The sequence below is a fragment of the Geobacter sp. genome, assembly GCF_027327745.1.
Lineage (GTDB): Bacteria > Desulfobacterota > Desulfuromonadia > Geobacterales > Geobacteraceae > Geobacter.
This window is the reverse complement of record NZ_DAHVYG010000006.1, coordinates 96,875-113,633: the sequence shown is the minus strand read 5'-3', so window position 1 is coordinate 113,633 and position 16,759 is coordinate 96,875. Positions and strand designations below refer to the sequence as shown.

Sequence of the window (16,759 nt, the reverse complement as noted above, 5' to 3'; positions counted from 1 at the left end):
GGTAGGGGACGTTGTTTAAGAATCTGGTAGGGGACGTTGTTTATTAGTCAACTAACTGCTGAGTTAATCAACAAATAAACAACGTCCCCTTAGCTCTTCATACCTCAAGGTGATCAGAAAAAAGGCGCCTAACGCCCTCAACATCCTGGATCGCTTCCATATCATGCGCAAGTTCAACGAAGCGATCGACGAGGTCCGCCGTGGCGAAGCCAAGCTGTTCAAGGCCCAGAAGCAGGAAAACGTCCTTGAGAAGGGGCGCTGGCTGCTGCTGAAACGACCGGAGAATCTCAGCGAGAAGCAGACGGCTCGGCTCGGAGAACTACTGAAGCTTAACCTCTCATCGATCAAGGCGTACCTGATGAGAGAAGACTTTCAGCGGTTCTGGGACTACAAAATACCCGCCGCGGCGGAAAAGTTCCTCGACAACTGGGTGACCCGGACCCTGCAGACCGACTTGGAGCCGATGAAGAAAGTCGCCCGCATGCTTCGTGACCACAAACCGCTGATCATGAACTGGTTCAAGGCAAAAGGACGGCTTTCCAGCGGAGCAGTCGAGGGGCTAAACCTCAAGGCAAAACTGACTATCAGAAAAGCGTATGGCTTCAAATCTCTCGAATGCCTGAAAATTGCCTTGTATCACACACTTGGCGATTTGCCTGAACCGCTATGTAACCACAAATTCTGCTAAGGAACCGAAAAAACACCTCCACTGCCGAACCGGAAAAACCCCGCCTTCTCGACACACTCCGCAACAGAATCCGCCTGAAGCAACTACAGTATCCGCACCGAAAATACTTACACCGAATGGGCGAAGCGCTACATCCTCTTCCACGGCAAACGCCACCCCACCGAGATGGGGAAGGAGGAGGTGGAGGCGTTTCTGTCCCACCTGGCGGTGAAGCACAATGTGTCTGCTTCGACGCAGAATCAGGCAAAGGCCGCGATCCTCTTCCTGTACCGCGAAGTGCTCGGGAACGAGCTTCCCTGGCTGGATGACGTGGAGGAGGCGAAGCGTCCCCAGCGCCTGCCGGTGGTGCTGACGGTGGGCGAGGTGCAGGCGCTCCTTTCCCGCCTGATGGGAACCCACGCGCTGATGGGGCGGCTCATTTACGGGACCGGTATGCGGCTGATGGAGACGGTGCGCCTGAGGGTGAAGGATGTGGATTTCGACCGGCGCGAGATAATCGTCCGGGAAGGAAAAGGGGCGAAGGACCGGATAACCATGCTCCCCCAGACGATTGCAGCTCCGCTGCGGGAACACTTGGAGGGGATCAAGCGTCTCCACGATGAAGACCTGCGGGCCGGCTTCGGCGAGGTCCACCTCCCCCACGCCCTCGGGAAAAAGTACCCGAACGCCGGCAGGGAGTGGGGCTGGCAGTATGTGTTCCCTGCAAAGCAGCTGTCGCCGGCCCCGCGAACCGGCGTGACACGGCGGCACCATGCGGACGAGAAGGGAATCCAGCGGGCCATCCGTCAGGCGGTGAGGGACGCGGGACTGGCCAAGCCGGCCACTCCCCACACCCTGCGCCACTCCTTCGCGACCCATCTTCTCCAGTCGGGCTACGATATCCGCACGGTGCAGGAGCTTCTGGGGCACAAGGATGTGCAGACGACGATGATCTACACCCATGTGCTGAACAGGGGTGGCAAGGGGGTGGAAAGTCCCCTCGATCGGCTGTAGAATTATCCGGCAACGTACATCGTCACGGAGGTAACGCCATGAGGGAAAAGATCGAAATCATACCCGGGGATATCACGAAGCTGGCAGTGGATGCCATCGTGAACGCGGCGAACGAGTCGCTCCTCGGGGGGGGCGGGGTGGACGGCGCCATCCACCGGGCGGCGGGGCCGGAGCTTCTGGCGGAGTGCCGGGGACTAAACGGCTGCGCCACGGGGGATGCGAAGATCACGAAGGGGCACAAACTTCCGGCCAAGCACGTGATCCACACGGTGGGGCCGGTCTGGCACGGGGGGACGCGGGGGGAGCCGGAGAAGCTCCGGAGCTGCTACCGGCGCTCGTTCGAGGTGGCCCACGAAAACGGCGTCCGCTCCATCGCCTTCCCGGCCATCAGCTGCGGGGTCTACGGCTATCCCCTCGATGAGGCGTGCGAGATCGCCCTGGAGGAGACGAAGGGGGCCCTGGAGCGTTACCCGGAGCTGGAGCGGGTGGTCTTCACCCCCTTCGGGGCGGCGGCGGAAGCGGCCTACCGGGAGGCGCTCGGGAGGGTGTTCGGCCAATGAAGGCGGTGATCCAGCGGGTGAGCGAGGCCCGGGTGGTGGTGGACGGGGAGACCGTGGGGGCCATCGGGAAGGGAATCCTGGTGCTCCTCGGGGTGGAGAAGGGGGACACGGAGCGCGATGCGGCGTGGTTGGCGGAGAAGATCGCGGGGCTTCGGATCTTCGAGGACGCGAGTGGGAAGATGAACCTCTCGGTGCGGGAGGTGGAGGGGGCGATCCTCGTGGTCTCCCAGTTCACCCTGGCGGGGAACTGCGCCAAGGGGCGCCGCCCCTCCTTCGACACGGCCGCGCCGCCGGACGAGGGAAAGCGGCTCTACGAGCGGTTCACGGCGCTGATGCGGGAAACCGGGCTGCCGGTGGCAACCGGCATCTTCCAGGCCGACATGAAGGTCCATCTGGTGAACGACGGGCCGGTGACGTTCATCCTGGAGAGTCCGTAACAATCCCCTTCCCCCCGTTCCGCCCCCTGTGGTATACCTGAGCGATTCCGCATCCCTACCTTCATGATCCGGAGCTCTCGGTTGGACCTGAAAGCCGTCCTCGACAACCTGTACGCATCCCGGTCGCCCCGCCACCTGGCCAACGACCCCCTCTCCTTCTGCCACCGCTTCCGCACGGCCGAGGACCGGGAGATTGCGGCGCTGATCGCCTCGTCCCTGGCCTACGGCAACGTGAAGATCATCCTGCGAAACCTGGCGATGGTCTTCGACCTCATGGGGGACTCTCCCCGGCGGTTCGTGGAGAGCTTCGAGCCGGCGGAAGGGCTTCGCCTCTTCGCGGGCTTCCGGCACCGCTTCAACGACGGCCGCGACCTCTGCGCCCTCCTGCTGGCGGCCCGGACGATGATCGAGGAGGCCGATACCATCGGCGACTTTTTCCTCGGCTGTTACGATCCCCAGGCCGACGACATCACCCCATCCCTCATCGAATTCAGCGCCAGCGTCCTCGCCTTCGACTACTCTCCGGTGTTCGGCACCCCGGCCATTCCGGACGATTCGTACTTTCCCTTCTTCTTCCCCTCCCCCGCCGCCGGGAGCGCCTGCAAGCGGCTCTGCATGTTCCTGCGCTGGCTGGTGCGCCCGGAGGACGGGATCGATCTCGGGCTCTGGAAGGAGGTGTCGCCGGCCAAGCTCGTGATCCCGGTGGATACCCACATCCACCGCATCTGCCGAAACCTGGGGCTCACGGCGCGCCGCCAGGCCGACTGGCGCACGGCCCGGGAGATCACGGCGGCGCTGCGGCGCCTCGACCCGGCGGACCCGGTGAAGTACGACTTCGCCCTCTGTCACCTGGGGATCTCGGAGGGGTGCGACGGGACGGTGAAGCCCCTCTGCCGGGAGTGCCCCGTGGCGGAACTCTGCGGGGCAAAGCAGCCATGAACGGCGCGCCGAAGGTCGTTCTCGCCTCCTTCGATCCGGAGCGCCATCCCGCATCGTACCGCTTCGAGGGGTGCGTGGAGGTGGTGGAGGCCCGTACGGTGCAGGAGGTCCTCCCGGCCCTGCGCCGGGTGGAGGAGGCGGCCGCCCGGGGACTCCACGCGGCGGGGTTCGTTTCCTTCGAGGCGGCGCCGGGACTCGGCACGGGGCTCGCAACCCACCCTCCCGGTCCCCTGCCCCTTGTCTGGTTCGCCATCTTCGCGAAACGCATCGCCTTCGCCCCCCGCCTTCCCGGCGAAGAGGAGGGTGCCCCGGCCTACGAGACCTCCGGCTGGAGCGCCGGCCTCTTGCCCGCCGCCTACGGCGAGGCCGTCGGGCGGATCCGGGAGTACATCGCCGCCGGCGACTCCTACCAGGTGAACTTCACCTTTCTGCAGCGGTTTCGCCTGGCCGGCGACCCGGAGGCGTACTTCCACGACCTTTGCCGCGCCCAGCGGGCCCCCTTCTGCGCCTTCATCGACACCGGCCGCTTCCGGCTGCTGTCGGCCTCCCCCGAGCTCTTTTTCGCCCTGCGCCACGGCGCCCTCACCTGCCGCCCCATGAAGGGGACCGCCCGGCGGGGACGCTGGCACGCCGAGGATAAGCTGTTCCGGCAGCAATTGGCGGCGAGCGAGAAGGAGAGGGCCGAGAACCTGATGATCGTGGATCTCTTGCGCAACGACATGGGGATGGTGGCCGAGACGGGGTCGGTGAGCGTGGAGGAGCTCTTCCGCGTGGAGACGCTGGAGACGGTCCACCAGATGACCTCCACCATCACTGCCCGGCTCCGGGAGGAGGTGGGCCTTCCGGAGCTCTTCCAGGCCCTCTTCCCCTGCGGCTCGGTGACCGGGGCGCCGAAGAAGCGGAGCATGGAGATCATCCGGGAGCTGGAGGATTCCCCCCGCGGGGTCTACACGGGGTGCATCGGCTACGTCTCGCCGGGAAGGGAGGCGGTCTTCAGCGTCGCCATCCGGACGGCGGTCATCGACGTGGAGACGGGCGCGGGAGAGCTCGGGGTCGGCAGCGGCGTCACCATCGGTTCCGGCGCTAAGGCCGAGTACGCGGAATGCCTCGCCAAGTCCCGCTTCGCCCGGGAACGCCTTCCCGACTTCCAGCTCGTGGAGACGATGCTCTACGACGAGGATAAGGGGTGTTTCCTGCTGGAGCGGCACCTGGCGCGGCTTTACCGCTCGGCCGCCTACTTCGGTTTCCCGATCCGGCTGGGGACCATCGCCACGGTGCTCGAACAGCGCACCGGCCCCCTCTCCGGCCGGCACAAGGTGCGGCTCCTCCTGAACCGCCGTGGGGGGTTCAGCATCGAGACCGAGCCCCTTCCCGCCGCACCGGACCGGGAACCGGTGCCGGTCTGCCTCGCCGCCGCCACCATCGACCCCGCCGACCCGTTCCTCTACCACAAGACGACCCACCGCCCCCTCTACCGCCGGGAGCTGGCGGCCCGCCCGGAGTGCGCCGACGTCATCTTCACCAACGGCGCGGGGGAGGTGACCGAGGCGGCCAACGCCAACGTGGTGGCCCGGATCGGGGGAGAACTTCTGACTCCTCCCCTCGAATGCGGGCTTCTTCCCGGCACCTTCCGCGAGGAGATCCTCGCCCTGGGGCAGGTGCGGGAGCGGGTCATCACCCGGGGGGAGCTGGAGGGGGCGGAGGAGATCTTTCTCGTCAACTCGGTCAGGCAGTGGCGCTGGGCGCGGCTGCTCTGATCCTATTCAGACGTTCAAGGAGAGAAACCATGCAGAAATTCGGCTTCATCGGTCTCGGGATCATGGGAAGCGCCATGGCGAAGAATCTCGTCAGGGCGGGATCCGAAGTGACGGTCTGGAACCGCTCGCCCCGCAAATGCGACGAACTGGTGGCGCTGGGGGCGCAGCGGGCGGCGACGCCGCGGGAGGTGGCGGAGGCGTGTCCCCTCACCTTCGCCATGCTCGCCGACCCGGCGGCCGCCGAGGAGGTCTGCTTCGGCAAGAACGGGGTCCTGGAGGGGATCGGCGACGGGCGGGGGTACGTCGACATGTCGACGGTGGACCCGGCCACCTCCCAGCGGATCGGCGTGGCCGTCGTGGCCAGGGGGGGACGCTTCCTGGAGGCGCCGGTCTCGGGGAGCAAAAAGCCGGCGGAGGACGGCACCCTCATCATCCTTGCCGCCGGCGACCGGACCCTCTACGCCGAGGCGATGTCCGGCTTCGAGCGGATGGGGAAGAAGGTTCTCCACCTCGGCGACGTGGGGAAAGGGGCCGAGATGAAGCTCGTGGTGAACATGATGATGGGGGGGATGATGGCGATCTTCTGCGAGGGGCTGGCCCTGGGGGAGAAAGCGGGACTGGCCCATGACGACATCCTCGACGTCGTCGCCGCCGGCGCCATGGCCAACCCGATGTTCGCCCTCAAGGGGAAGCTCATGGGGGAAGGGAACTTCGCGCCGGCCTTCCCGCTGAAGCACATGCAGAAGGACCTGCGCCTGGCCGTTGCCCTCGGCGACCGGATCGGCCAGCCCCTCTTCGCCGCGGCCACGACGAACGAACTCTTCATACGGGCCAGGGCCGCCGGTCTCGGCGACGAGGACTTCTCGGCCCTCTTCAAGACCACGTCCCCCTGAAAACCCTTCTCCCTCTTCCATCCCGCCCCCCCTCCGACCGTCAGATTTCGACGGTCGTCTACATTTTCTCCTAAAGTTTTGTTGCGCAGTTCCGATTAGATACCCATCTCCCCACTGCCAGAACCTCCCGCCTCCCCTTCCGTCGAACGACGGTTCTGCTGATACCCCCACTGACCAGGGTAGCCATACGATACAGGAGGAACCAATGAAAAAGAAAAAGCGAATCTCAGCGAAGCGGCTGGCCGCGGCGGTTGCCGCCGGGGCGCTCCTGGCTCTGCCGATGCAATCGCTGGCGGTGCCGGACGGCAAACTGACGACCGGGGGGGGCACGGTCGGCATCCTCGACGTCATCAAGGCCCTGCGGGTCGCCATCGGCCTCGACACTTCCACGGCGGACATCCTGGCCCACGGCGACGTGGCCCCCCTCAACATGGGCTACCCCAACCCGGACAACCAGATCAAGCTCGAGGACGTCATCGTCATCCTCAAGAAGGCGGTCGGCATCCTGGACTGGCCGATCGGTGACCAGGCGCTCAAGGTGGCAAGCAAGGTGAGCGTCGTCGATGCGAAGAATACCGGCGTCCAGCAGCTGGCGTTGAAGGTCGCCCCCATGGCGGTCGGCACCGCCGACCAGCTTCCCGCCGGCTCCGATTACAAGCTCGATCCGACCTTCTCCTACGTCGAGGACCGCTCCACCGACGCCTTCAAGACCGTCAACGAGATCCTCTGCATGACCTCCCAGACCCGCTACGACGCCATGCTCAACAAGGGGCCGTACAAGGTTCTCATCGACTCGAACCTCTGCAGCGGCAACGACAGCGCGGCAAACGCGGGACAGAGCCAGCAGGCGGGGACCTCCGCCACCAATGCCCCCGATTACCAGAACTGGACCGTCAAGGCGGTCCGCGACTCCAATACGGCGCCGCAGATCGTCACGGCATGGGTGCACGAACCGGCCAGAACCGATGGCGGCGGGTTCACCGAGCCGGAGAAGGTGATCCAGGCCAAAATCACCATTACCGAATCAAGCTCCGACACGAACCCCTACGGCATCTTCAGCATGGACTTCATCGCCTATCCGGTCATCAACGGTCAGCCGGCATCAACGCCGGTCTTCAAGGGGATCCTGAATGCCGAAAAGGACCCGACAACCGGCAAGGTGCTCCTCAAGTTCGCCGACGCCGACATAAACCAATCGCACAAGGAGGCGGTGACCCTGGAGAAGAACCTCGACGGTACCGGCGGCGGAACGGCCTACCAGTACGAGAGTTTCGACCAGCAGACGAAGGAGGGGACCATCGACTTCTCCTACGCGTCCACCCTCTTCCACCGCCAGGACCAGGGGGTAGTCGGCAGCGAGGCCTGTCTCGACCGGAACACGTTCGAGACCTCGGCGTGGAGCTACGGCCTCTATGACTCCACCACCGGGAACCGGATCAACGTCGACTCGGGCTTCCCGATCAAGTACACCGCCAACGGCACCACCTCCTTCGGCTGGATCGGCTACTGGGGGCTCTGGCTTCCGAACAACGTCGACATCCCCAGCGGCGCCACCGTCTACAAGCAGGCCTTCGGTCCCAACGCCACCGAAACCCCCTACACCGTCATGAAGGTCCAGGGGAAACTGAAGAAGCACGTCAGGAACGACACCACCCTTGACGCCATCAAGAACCTCCCCCTCGAAGGGTACTGGGAGACCAATCCAAACACGATGCAGACCCTTAACTACCGGGTAGTCTGGAACGGCACGAAGCTCCAGAAGGTCGCCTCGGCGCCGCAGAACACCATGGGGGCGCCTGTCTGGACCGAGCTCAACCCGCCGGTGGATATCAATTTCACCAACCTCCAGTGGGGTGAGCTCAACTTCTGGTCCCAGGCCCTCGGCGGACAGGTCCGGATCCCGCTCGCCAACTGCCTGTTCACGCCGCCGCCAATGGGGCAGACGGGTCCCGGTGTCACCAGCTGCGACGCGCCGACCGGCGCCACGCCGGTTGCCTACTACGTGGAGAGCACCATCCTCCCCGGCGATCCGGTGCCGGCAACCCTCGCCTGCTACGACAACTGTCCCCAGGCCGGCTCCAGCGGTATGGACCCCATGGGAAGCCTCACCTACCTCATGAGCACCGATCCGAACGGAAACAACCGCCACGACTACGCCTTCGGCGCCGACATGACCCTGAAGGACAAAGGTCTCCAGGGTGATCTGAGCAACCCGGCAATCCTTACCTCCGCCCCCCAGAACCAGCAGTGGGGCTTCAACAGCGGCCCCCTCTTCGATCCGACCTCGGCCAACATGACGCGGCTCGCCTGCGACTGGGATCCGAACCAGACCTGCGGCTGGAAGGCCTGGAGCGCCCTCAACGAATTCTATACCTGGGAAACCGGCCCGAACAACTGGAACCAACTGGCGGTCCTGACCGATGCTAATGGCGCCCTCAAGTTCGAGCAGCCCAAGCGGGTCGCCTACGTTCACAGCCAGACCGATGCCACCAAGCCCGACGCCAAATACGACGGGGTCACCTTCTCCCTCGACTACAACGGCTTCGGCCAGCTCAACGGCATCCCCGGCAAGTGCGTCGACATGAACAGCGGGCTCACCGTCCTCGACTGCAGCGGTCAGAACGTCCGCTGGGTGCCGGAGTTCACCATTCCGGCCGGCAGAGCCGTCACCGAAAACGATCCGGTGAACGGCGCGATCACGTATTTCGTAAAGCCGCTCCAGATGGAGCAGCGGATGGTGAAGCTCGACAACGCCTTCTGCGCGGGGCTTCCCTTCACCGCCTACACCCTGCCGGTCATCGGCCAGGACGGTACCATCGAGGGGTGGACCGACCCGGCCCTCGGGACCGAGCCACAGATCACCGGCGCCCCGGCGGTCATCGCCGGCACTCTCCAGTAAACGTCATGGCGGAAGATCGCAAAAAGGCGGGGCATGGTGCCCCGCCTTTTTCATGTCCGCCGCCGCTGCCGGACGTCACCTCACGGCTCATCCCCCGCCGGGAGCGCCAGCTCGATCGGCGCCGGCTCTCCCCCCTTTCCCTGCTCGTAGCCAGTCACCCACGATTCGACATTCTGCGTAACGACCTCCTTCAGCCGCTCTTCGAGCCGTGCCCGGACCTCACGGCGCTGCCGGTCGGAGACCGGGATCTGCCTCACCTCGTAATGGACGTGGGGGCCGGTGGAGCGGCCGGTGTTCCCCGAGAGGGCGATGACGGTCCTGTCGTCGACGAGGTCCCCCGGCTTCACGAGGAGGGACGCATTGTGGCCGTAGAGGGTGATGTAGCCGTTGCCGTGGTCGATGGCCACCAGGTTCCCGTAACCCTTGTAGATCCCGGCATAAATGATCCTGCCGACCTGGGTGGGGTAGACGGGGGTCCCCTCGGGGACCGCGATGTCGACGCCGTGGTGATATACCTTCCGGCCGCTGCCGAAGGGATCGGGACGCCAGCCGATGCCGGAGGTGACTGTTCCCCCGTCCACCGGAAGGCGGCGCGCCGCCGCCGCGGCCGGCATGGCCAACAGCAGAGCCGTCGAAAGGGCAATGAGACGTTTCATGACCGGGATCTCCCGCTACTTCGCCACACCGTAAACGATCAGGGTGAACGCCAGGACGATGAGGCCGAGGATGAATGAAAAAAGCGGCCTGTCGTCCTGAAGGGCGCCTTTCTTGAGAATATGGAAAAAATCGCGGATGGTTGTCATCGAAACCTCCCTGTGAGCTTTTCGGGCCGCGATTGTCTCAGCAATCTATATGCCACGTTTCGACAGAATAACGCAACCCCAAGCCAGCCGAAAAATGCTTGTCATTTCTCAAAAAAATTGCCATAGTAAGTTGTTTCCGAAGACGGGCGGCCGCTCGTCTTTTCTTTTTTCCGTCATCATCAATTTCACCGCGAGGAGTATCGTTTCATGCAGGAGAGAATCAGAAACATCGCCATCATCGCCCACGTCGACCACGGGAAGACCACCCTCGTGGACGCCATGCTGAAGCACGCCGGGGTCTTCCGGGAAAACGAGGCCATCACCGAGCGGGTCATGGATTCCAACGACCTGGAGAAGGAGCGCGGCATCACCATCCTGGCCAAGAACCTCTCGGTCCACCACGGCCGCTACAAGATCAACATCGTCGACACCCCGGGCCACGCCGACTTCGGCGGCGAGGTGGAGCGGGTCCTGAAGATGGTGGACTCGGTGCTGCTGCTGGTGGACGCCCTGGACGGCCCCATGCCCCAGACCCGCTTCGTGCTCAAGAAGTCCCTGGACCTGGGGCTGAAGCCGATCGTTGTCATCAACAAGATCGACCGCCCCGGCTCCCGGGCCGACGAGGTGGTGGACATGGTCTTCGACCTCTTCTGCGAGCTGAACGCCAACGACGAGCAGCTCGATTTCCCCATCGTCTACACCAGCGCCAAGCTGGGGTTCGCCAAGCTGGACCTCGACACCGAGTCCAACAGCATGGAGCCGCTCTTCGCAGTGATCGAAAGTAACGTCCACCCGCCGGTCGGCGACGCCAGGGCGCCGTTCCAGCTCCTGGTCACCAACATCGACTACAACGACTATATCGGCCGCATCGCCACCGGCAAGGTCTTCAACGGCAGCGTCAGAAGCGGCGAGACCGTGGCGCTGGTGCGCCGCGACGGCAGCATCGTGAAGGGGCGCATCACCAAGCTCCTCGGCTACGAGGGGCTCAAGCAGGTGGAGGTCCCCGAGGCGTGCACCGGCGACATCGTCACCGTGGCCGGCTTCGACGAGGTGGGGATCGGCGAGACCCTGGCCGCCGCCGACAACCCGGTGGCACTCCCCTACGTCTCCATCGACGAGCCGACCATCGCCATGAACTTCATCGTCAACTCCTCCCCCTTCGCCGGCAAGGAAGGGAAGTTCGTCACCTCCCGCAACATCCGCGACCGCCTCGACCGGGAGCTGCGGACCAACGTGTCGCTGCGGGTGGAGGAGACCGGCAACGCCGACACCTTCAAGGTCTCGGGGCGCGGCGAGCTCCACCTCTCCATCCTCATCGAGAACATGCGCCGGGAGGGGTTCGAGATGGCGGTCTCCAAGCCCGAGGTCATCATGCGGGAGATCGACGGCAAGAAGATGGAGCCGATGGAGTACCTGGTGGTGGACGTCCCCGCCGAATTCCAGGGGTCGATCATCGAGAAGATGGGGCCCCGCAAGGGGGAGATGACCTCCATGCAGCCCATGGGGGAGACGGTGCGGCTGGAGTTCATCGTGCCGGCCCGGGGGCTCATCGGGCTGCGGGGCGAACTCCTCACCGAGACCCGCGGCACCGCAGTCATGACCCACACCTTCCACGACTACGCCCCCTACAAGGGTGACATCCCGGGGCGCAAGAACGGGGTCCTGATCGCCATGGAGAACGGCGAGACCACCGCCTACTCCCTGGACGCCCTCCAGCCCCGGGGGATCCTCTTCCTCGGGCCGGGGGTCGAGGTTTACGGCGGGATGATCATCGGCCAGCACGCCAAGGACAACGATCTCGACGTGAACCCCTGCAAGGGGAAGAAGCTCACCAACGTCCGGGCCTCCGGCTCCGACGACGCCATCAAGCTCACCCCGCCCCGCATCCTCACCCTGGAGCAGGCCCTGGAGTTCATCGACGACGACGAGCTGGTGGAGGTGACCCCCCAGTCGATCCGGCTCCGCAAGAAGGAGCTCGATCCGAACCGGCGCAAACGCAAGGGGTAACGGCACCCTCTCCCAAGTGCCGCCGGCAGGTTCGTCATCGACCTGCCGGCGGCACGAACGCGGATCCCCGACAGTGACACGTTTGCATTGACTTTGCCGGGCATTTTCTCTACCTTTTCCTGAATCCCCCTGTAAGGTGAGGCGATATGAAGCTCTCCATACGCTGGACATTGTATTATTCCCTGTGCGCCCTCTCCCTGCTTGGCGCCGCCGGTTGCGCCACCACCTCGGAGCCTGTGAGCCGCAACCCCGAGATGATGGCCAAGGAGGCCGAGGCGTTCCAGAGCTCCCGACGTTACGAGGACGCCATCGCCCAGTGGAAGAAGGTGAAGGATAGCTACGCCTCGCCCGAGATGACCGCCCTGGCCGAGATCAAGATCGCCGACGCCCAGTTCGACAACGGCAACTTCATCGAAGCGGCCGCCTCCTACGAGGAGTTCCGCAAGCTCCACCCCAACAACGAGAAGTCGGCCTACGCCCTCTACCGCCAGGCCCTGAGCTACTACAACCAGATCACCGGCATCGATACGGACCAGACCCCGGTCACCAACGCCGTCGCCTTCTTCGAGTCGTTCCTGAAGCTCTATCCGACCTCCGAGTACGCCCAGGAGGTCCGCAACAAGCTCGAAGTCTGCCGGATGAAGCAGGTGGAATACGAGATCTACGTCGGCCGGTTCTATTACCGGACCGAAAAATACGCCTCCGCCATCAAGCGCCTCGAAGAGGCCCTCACGAAATACCCCCGCTCCCCGCTCCACGACGAGACCCTCTACTTCCTGGGAAAATCCTACGTTCTCGCCGGCGACCGGGCCAAGGGGCGCGAGGCGTTCCAGCGGCTCTTCAACGAGTACCGCACCAGCAAGTACGTGGACGAGGCGCGGGAGTTCCTCGACAAGAACTACTGATGAAACTCCCCCTGCCGCTCATCGCGCTTATCTACCTCACCGCCTGTAGTCCGCAGCAGCGTGCCGTGGAGGAGGTGATGAGGCTGCGGGAAAAGGCCCTCGCCACGGCGGACGCCCCCCTCTACGCGTCGCTCCTCTCCCCCGCCTACCGCGACAGGGGGAAGGACTTCGCTGCCGAGCGGGGCGAGCTGGAACGGATGATCAGGGGGTTCGGCCCGGTCTCCTACCGCTCCCTCGGCCGCACCGTCGAGGTGAAGGGGGCCGACGCCATCGTCACCGGCCGCTACGCCATGAAGGTGACCTTCCGGGGACGTCCCCTGGAGCTGGCAGGAGAGGAGACCCTCCGGCTCCGCCGCGAGGCGGGCGGCTGGAAGATCGTCGGCGGCCTCTGAGACAGGAAACGCGAGATGCAGACCATCCTCCTCATAGCCCTTTTCGGCGCCCTCGGCTGCGTAAGCCGCTATCTCCTCTCTGGGTGGGTCTACGGTATCCTGGGGCGGGGACTCCCCTACGGGACCTTTGCGGTGAACATCATCGGGGCGTTTCTGATCGGGCTGATCATGGAATTCGGGGTCCGCAGCACCCTCCTTCCGAGCGAGCTCCGCAGCGCCCTCACCATCGGCTTCCTCGGCGGGCTCACCACCTTCTCCACCTTCAGTTTCGAGACCTTCAAGCTTCTCGAGGACGGCGAGTTCCTCACCGCCTCGGTGAACATCCTGGCGAGCGTGCTGGTCTGCCTTGCCTGCACCTGGGCCGGCATCATGGCGGCCCGCCACCTGTAAGGAGCGCTCCATGACCAGATTCAGCGGCGAAAAGGTTCTGATGCGGATCTTCATCGGCGAAGGCGACCGGCACGGCCACAAACCCCTCTACGAGGCCCTGGTGGAACTCTTTCGCCAGGAGGGATTCGCCGGGGCCACGGTGCTCCGTGCCGTGGCCGGGTTCGGCGCCTCCAGCGTCTACCACACCGACAAGCTCCTGGAACTCTCCACCGATCTCCCCATCGTGGTGGAGGTGGTGGAGGAGCAGGAGCGGATCGACGCGCTGATGCCGCGGATCGACGCCATGATGAACGGCGGTATGATCACCCTGGAGAAGGCGACCGTCATCCGCTACGAGGCGAAAACCAAAGGAGCGGACACGCCGTGAAGGCCGATCTCCGACGTCTCGTGACGGAGATAGCCGTCATTGTGCTCGTGGCGGCGGCCATCGGCGTCGTCTGGAACTTCCGCCTTCTTCGCGACGTCTGGCACGGGAACCCCACCGCCCCCCCCCCGGCGCCGAGGCAGGGGACCGGGGCACCACAGGAGCCCCTCCCCCTCGGCCTCATGCAGGTCAAGGAACTCTCCGCCACGAAGGAGGCCCTCGTCATCGATGCCCGGGACCGGGACGCCTTCCGCAAGGGGCACATCAGCGGGGCGGTTTCCCTCCCCCTTGGCGAGGCCGACCGACTGCTCCCCGGATTCGCGGCGAAGACCCCGAAGGATAAGCTTCTGATCGTCTATTGCAACGGCTACGACTGCCACGACAGCAAGACCCTGGGCCGGCGTCTCCTGGCCGCCGGCTTCACCCAGGTCTTCGTCTTCGAGGGTGGGTTCCCAGAATGGCGCGATGCCGGCTACCCCGTCGCCCAGGGAGGATCGTGATGCATCCGGTCGCCAGACATCTCACCGCCGTCCTTCGGGTGGCGCTTGGCGCCCTCTTTCTCTACGCGGGGGTGCTCAAGATCGCCAATCCCGCCGCCTTCGCCGGAAGCGTCGCCAACTACCGGATCGTCGGCTACTTCGGCACCTATCTCGTGGCGGCCATCCTTCCGTGGGTGGAGGTGATCTGCGGGGCACTTCTCGTGACCGGGTGGCGAACCCGCACCGCCGCCGCGCTGGCGGTGGTGCTGAACCTCGTCTTCATCGCCCTCCTCGTCTCCACCGTGGCGAGGGGGCTCGACATCGACTGCGGCTGTTTCGGACAGGGGGATAAGACCTCCGCCGGGACCGCAATCTTTCGTGATTTCATGATGGTCGCGGCGGCTGGTTTCGTTTACCGGCAGGGGAAGCGCTGACCGCGACGGCTCCCTTGCCCCCCCGGCCGAAATGGTGTAGTATGCCGGTCGTTTTCATTAAGTATCGGAGCAGCTGATTTGAAGCAGATCTTTCTCGTCGCCGGAGCGTATCTCCTCGGATCGATCCCCACGGGGCTTCTCCTCGCCCGTGCCCTAGGCGTCGACATCAGGGCCACCGGCAGCGGCAACATCGGCGCCACCAACGTCTACCGGACCCTCGGCCGCACGGTCGGGATCATGACCCTCGTGGGAGACTGTCTGAAGGGACTGGTTCCGGTTCTCGTCGCACGGCGCCTCGGCTTCGATGAGGCATGGGTGGCAGCCGCCGGACTGGCGGCGTTTCTCGGCCACGTCTATACTGTGTTTCTCCGGTTCAAGGGGGGTAAGGGGGTTGCCACCGCCCTCGGGGTCTTCCTCGGCATCTCTCCCCTCGCCGTGCTGGCCGCCCTCGGGGTCTTCTTCGGGGTGGTCGCCAAATGGCGCTACATTTCCCTCGGCTCCATCACGGCCGCCGCCGTGATGCCCGTCGCCGTGGCAGTCGTCGAAGGCAAACCCCTTGTCGTCGCCCTCACCCTCGCCGTCTCCGTTCTCGTCATCTGGAAGCACCGGGAGAACATCCGGCGGCTCCGGGAAGGGACCGAAAACAAGTTCAAGGCATGACCACCCCCGAACCAGCCGATACCCCCGCTGAGGCAGTCTCTTCTCCAACCGAAACCGCAACGGTACCGCCGGCAGATGGGGCGAAACCGCGTCCTCGGCGTTTCGACCCGAGGGATCGCCGCACCCTGACGGCCGTCGCGCTCCTCCTCGTCCTGCTTCTGGCGCCGCTTCTCCGCTTCGCCCTGTTCCTCTCCCTGCCGGCCGGCACCGGGAAAAACGTCCGGGTCCTCGATTTCGAGAAAGGATATACCCCCCGTCGCATCGCCGACGAACTGGAGCGGGCCGGCATCATTTCCAGCGCCCGGCTCTTCGTCATCTTTACCCGGCTCTCCGGGGATGCCGGACGGCTCAAGGCGGGAGAGTATCAGCTCAGCGATGCCATGCGCCCCTCCGAGATCCTGCGCAAGATGGTGAACGGCGAGGTCTATGCCGAGCGTTTTGCGGTTCCCGAGGGGTACTCCATCTATCAGGTGGCGGAGCTCCTCGAAGAGCGCCGGATCTTTCGCAGGGATGCCTTTCTCAGGGCCGCCGGCGACCCGAAACTTCTGGCAGAGCTCGGCATCGACGGAAAAAGCGTGGAGGGGTACCTTTTCCCGAGCACCTACAACGTCACGAAGAAGATGGACGAGGCGGCCCTCATCCGGACCATGGTGGCCCATGGCGACAAGGTCTATGCGGAGCGGTTCGCCGCCGAGGCCCGGCGTCTCGGCGTCTCTCGCCGGGAGATCACCATTCTCGCTTCCCTGATCGAAAAGGAGGCCGTCTCCCCGGCCGAGCGTCCCCTCATTTCCTCGGTCTTTCATAACCGCCTGCGGAAGGGAATGCGCCTCCAAAGCGACCCCACCGCCCTCTACGGCATCCGCGCCTTCGGCGGGAACGTGACCAAACGGGACATCGAGCGGGCGACGCCGTACAACACCTATATCATCTCCGGCCTTCCCCCCGGTCCCATCGGCAACCCGAGCGAAGGGGCGATGGAGGCGGCCCTCCATCCCGCGCAGACCCCCTACCTCTACTTCGTCGCAAAGGGGGATGGAACCCACCTCTTTTCCACCACCCTCGACGAGCATAACGCCGCCGTCCGCACCTACCTCAGAGGGGGTGCGGAACTGCGCACCGAGCACCCTTCGATCACCGGCAGCCGCTGAACAGACCCATA

Annotated in this window: 17 protein-coding genes and 2 pseudogenes; 17 read left to right on the top strand and 2 right to left on the bottom strand. The window is 64.8% G+C overall.

Annotation, left to right across the window (positions count from 1 at the left end; all coding sequences use genetic code 11):
• Nucleotides 1-100: 100 nt before the first annotated feature.
• From M6689_RS01585 to M6689_RS01550, 8 genes and pseudogenes are all read left to right on the top strand, one after another.
• Nucleotides 101-688: pseudogene (locus M6689_RS01585) on the top strand (transposase); the annotation flags it as partial.
• Nucleotides 682-1,681 (top strand): annotated as a pseudogene (locus M6689_RS01580) (integron integrase). The pseudogenes M6689_RS01585 and M6689_RS01580, both read left to right, overlap by 7 nt.
• 38 nt (nt 1,682-1,719) lie before the next feature.
• Nucleotides 1,720-2,241, top strand: coding sequence for an O-acetyl-ADP-ribose deacetylase (locus M6689_RS01575; protein WP_298266990.1), 522 nt, complete (start codon nt 1,720-1,722; stop codon nt 2,239-2,241).
• Complete coding sequence (dtd, locus tag M6689_RS01570; RefSeq protein ID WP_298266987.1) at nt 2,238-2,678, top strand: D-aminoacyl-tRNA deacylase; 441 nt, start codon at nt 2,238-2,240, stop codon at nt 2,676-2,678. Before M6689_RS01575 ends, dtd begins: the two co-directional genes overlap by 4 nt.
• A gap of 81 nt (nt 2,679-2,759) precedes the next feature.
• Nucleotides 2,760-3,617 carry a TIGR02757 family protein gene (locus M6689_RS01565; RefSeq protein WP_298266985.1) on the top strand — a complete coding sequence of 286 codons (858 nt, stop codon included), beginning with the start codon at nt 2,760-2,762 and terminating at the stop codon, nt 3,615-3,617.
• Nucleotides 3,614-5,374: an aminodeoxychorismate synthase component I gene (pabB, locus tag M6689_RS01560; protein WP_298266982.1), complete on the top strand. Its 1,761-nt coding sequence runs from the start codon at nt 3,614-3,616 to the stop codon at nt 5,372-5,374. Before M6689_RS01565 ends, pabB begins: the two co-directional genes overlap by 4 nt.
• A 29-nt stretch (nt 5,375-5,403) precedes the next feature.
• Nucleotides 5,404-6,267 (top strand): NAD(P)-dependent oxidoreductase, encoded by an 864-nt coding sequence (locus M6689_RS01555; protein ID WP_298266979.1) that lies wholly within the window; start codon nt 5,404-5,406, stop codon nt 6,265-6,267.
• 205 nt (nt 6,268-6,472) lie between these two features.
• On the top strand, nt 6,473-9,166 hold the full coding sequence (locus tag M6689_RS01550) for a hypothetical protein (RefSeq protein WP_298266977.1): 2,694 nt from the start codon (nt 6,473-6,475) through the stop codon (nt 9,164-9,166).
• An 80-nt stretch (nt 9,167-9,246) separates the two neighbouring features.
• On the opposite strand, the gene M6689_RS01545 is transcribed toward M6689_RS01550, so the two are convergent.
• Complete coding sequence (locus tag M6689_RS01545) at nt 9,247-9,822, bottom strand: M23 family metallopeptidase (RefSeq protein WP_298266975.1); 576 nt, start codon at nt 9,820-9,822, stop codon at nt 9,247-9,249.
• Between the two features lie 15 nt (nt 9,823-9,837).
• Entirely contained in the window at nt 9,838-9,969 is a 132-nt protein-coding gene (locus M6689_RS01540) for a hypothetical protein (RefSeq protein WP_298266972.1), read from the bottom strand.
• 207 nt (nt 9,970-10,176) lie between these two features.
• Between M6689_RS01540 and typA the strand changes: the two genes are divergently transcribed.
• The 9 genes from typA to mltG all read left to right on the top strand — a co-directional run bounded on the left by typA (nt 10,177) and on the right by mltG (nt 16,748).
• Complete coding sequence (gene typA, locus M6689_RS01535; RefSeq protein WP_298266970.1) at nt 10,177-11,976, top strand: translational GTPase TypA; 1,800 nt, start codon at nt 10,177-10,179, stop codon at nt 11,974-11,976.
• Nucleotides 11,977-12,122: 146 nt separating this feature from the next.
• Nucleotides 12,123-12,881 (top strand): outer membrane protein assembly factor BamD, encoded by a 759-nt coding sequence (locus tag M6689_RS01530; protein WP_298266968.1) that lies wholly within the window; start codon nt 12,123-12,125, stop codon nt 12,879-12,881.
• Entirely contained in the window at nt 12,881-13,273 is a 393-nt protein-coding gene (locus M6689_RS01525; RefSeq protein WP_298266966.1) for a nuclear transport factor 2 family protein, read from the top strand. The genes M6689_RS01530 and M6689_RS01525 overlap by 1 nt, the downstream gene beginning before the upstream one ends.
• A gap of 15 nt (nt 13,274-13,288) precedes the next feature.
• Nucleotides 13,289-13,663: a fluoride efflux transporter CrcB gene (gene crcB, locus M6689_RS01520; RefSeq protein WP_298266964.1), complete on the top strand. Its 375-nt coding sequence runs from the start codon at nt 13,289-13,291 to the stop codon at nt 13,661-13,663.
• A gap of 10 nt (nt 13,664-13,673) precedes the next feature.
• Complete coding sequence (locus M6689_RS01515) at nt 13,674-14,030, top strand: DUF190 domain-containing protein (RefSeq protein WP_298266962.1); 357 nt, start codon at nt 13,674-13,676, stop codon at nt 14,028-14,030.
• Nucleotides 14,027-14,527 carry a rhodanese-like domain-containing protein gene (locus M6689_RS01510; RefSeq protein ID WP_298266960.1) on the top strand — a complete coding sequence of 167 codons (501 nt, stop codon included), beginning with the start codon at nt 14,027-14,029 and terminating at the stop codon, nt 14,525-14,527. Before M6689_RS01515 ends, M6689_RS01510 begins: the two co-directional genes overlap by 4 nt.
• Entirely contained in the window at nt 14,527-14,940 is a 414-nt protein-coding gene (locus M6689_RS01505) for a MauE/DoxX family redox-associated membrane protein (protein WP_298266957.1), read from the top strand. Before M6689_RS01510 ends, M6689_RS01505 begins: the two co-directional genes overlap by 1 nt.
• A 78-nt stretch (nt 14,941-15,018) precedes the next feature.
• The gene (plsY, locus tag M6689_RS01500; RefSeq protein ID WP_298266955.1) at nt 15,019-15,600 is read left to right on the top strand and encodes a glycerol-3-phosphate 1-O-acyltransferase PlsY; all 582 of its coding nucleotides are present in this window, start codon (nt 15,019-15,021) and stop codon (nt 15,598-15,600) included.
• Nucleotides 15,597-16,748 carry an endolytic transglycosylase MltG gene (mltG, locus tag M6689_RS01495; protein WP_298266953.1) on the top strand — a complete coding sequence of 384 codons (1,152 nt, stop codon included), beginning with the start codon at nt 15,597-15,599 and terminating at the stop codon, nt 16,746-16,748. The genes plsY and mltG overlap by 4 nt, the downstream gene beginning before the upstream one ends.
• Nucleotides 16,749-16,759: the final 11 nt, after the last annotated feature.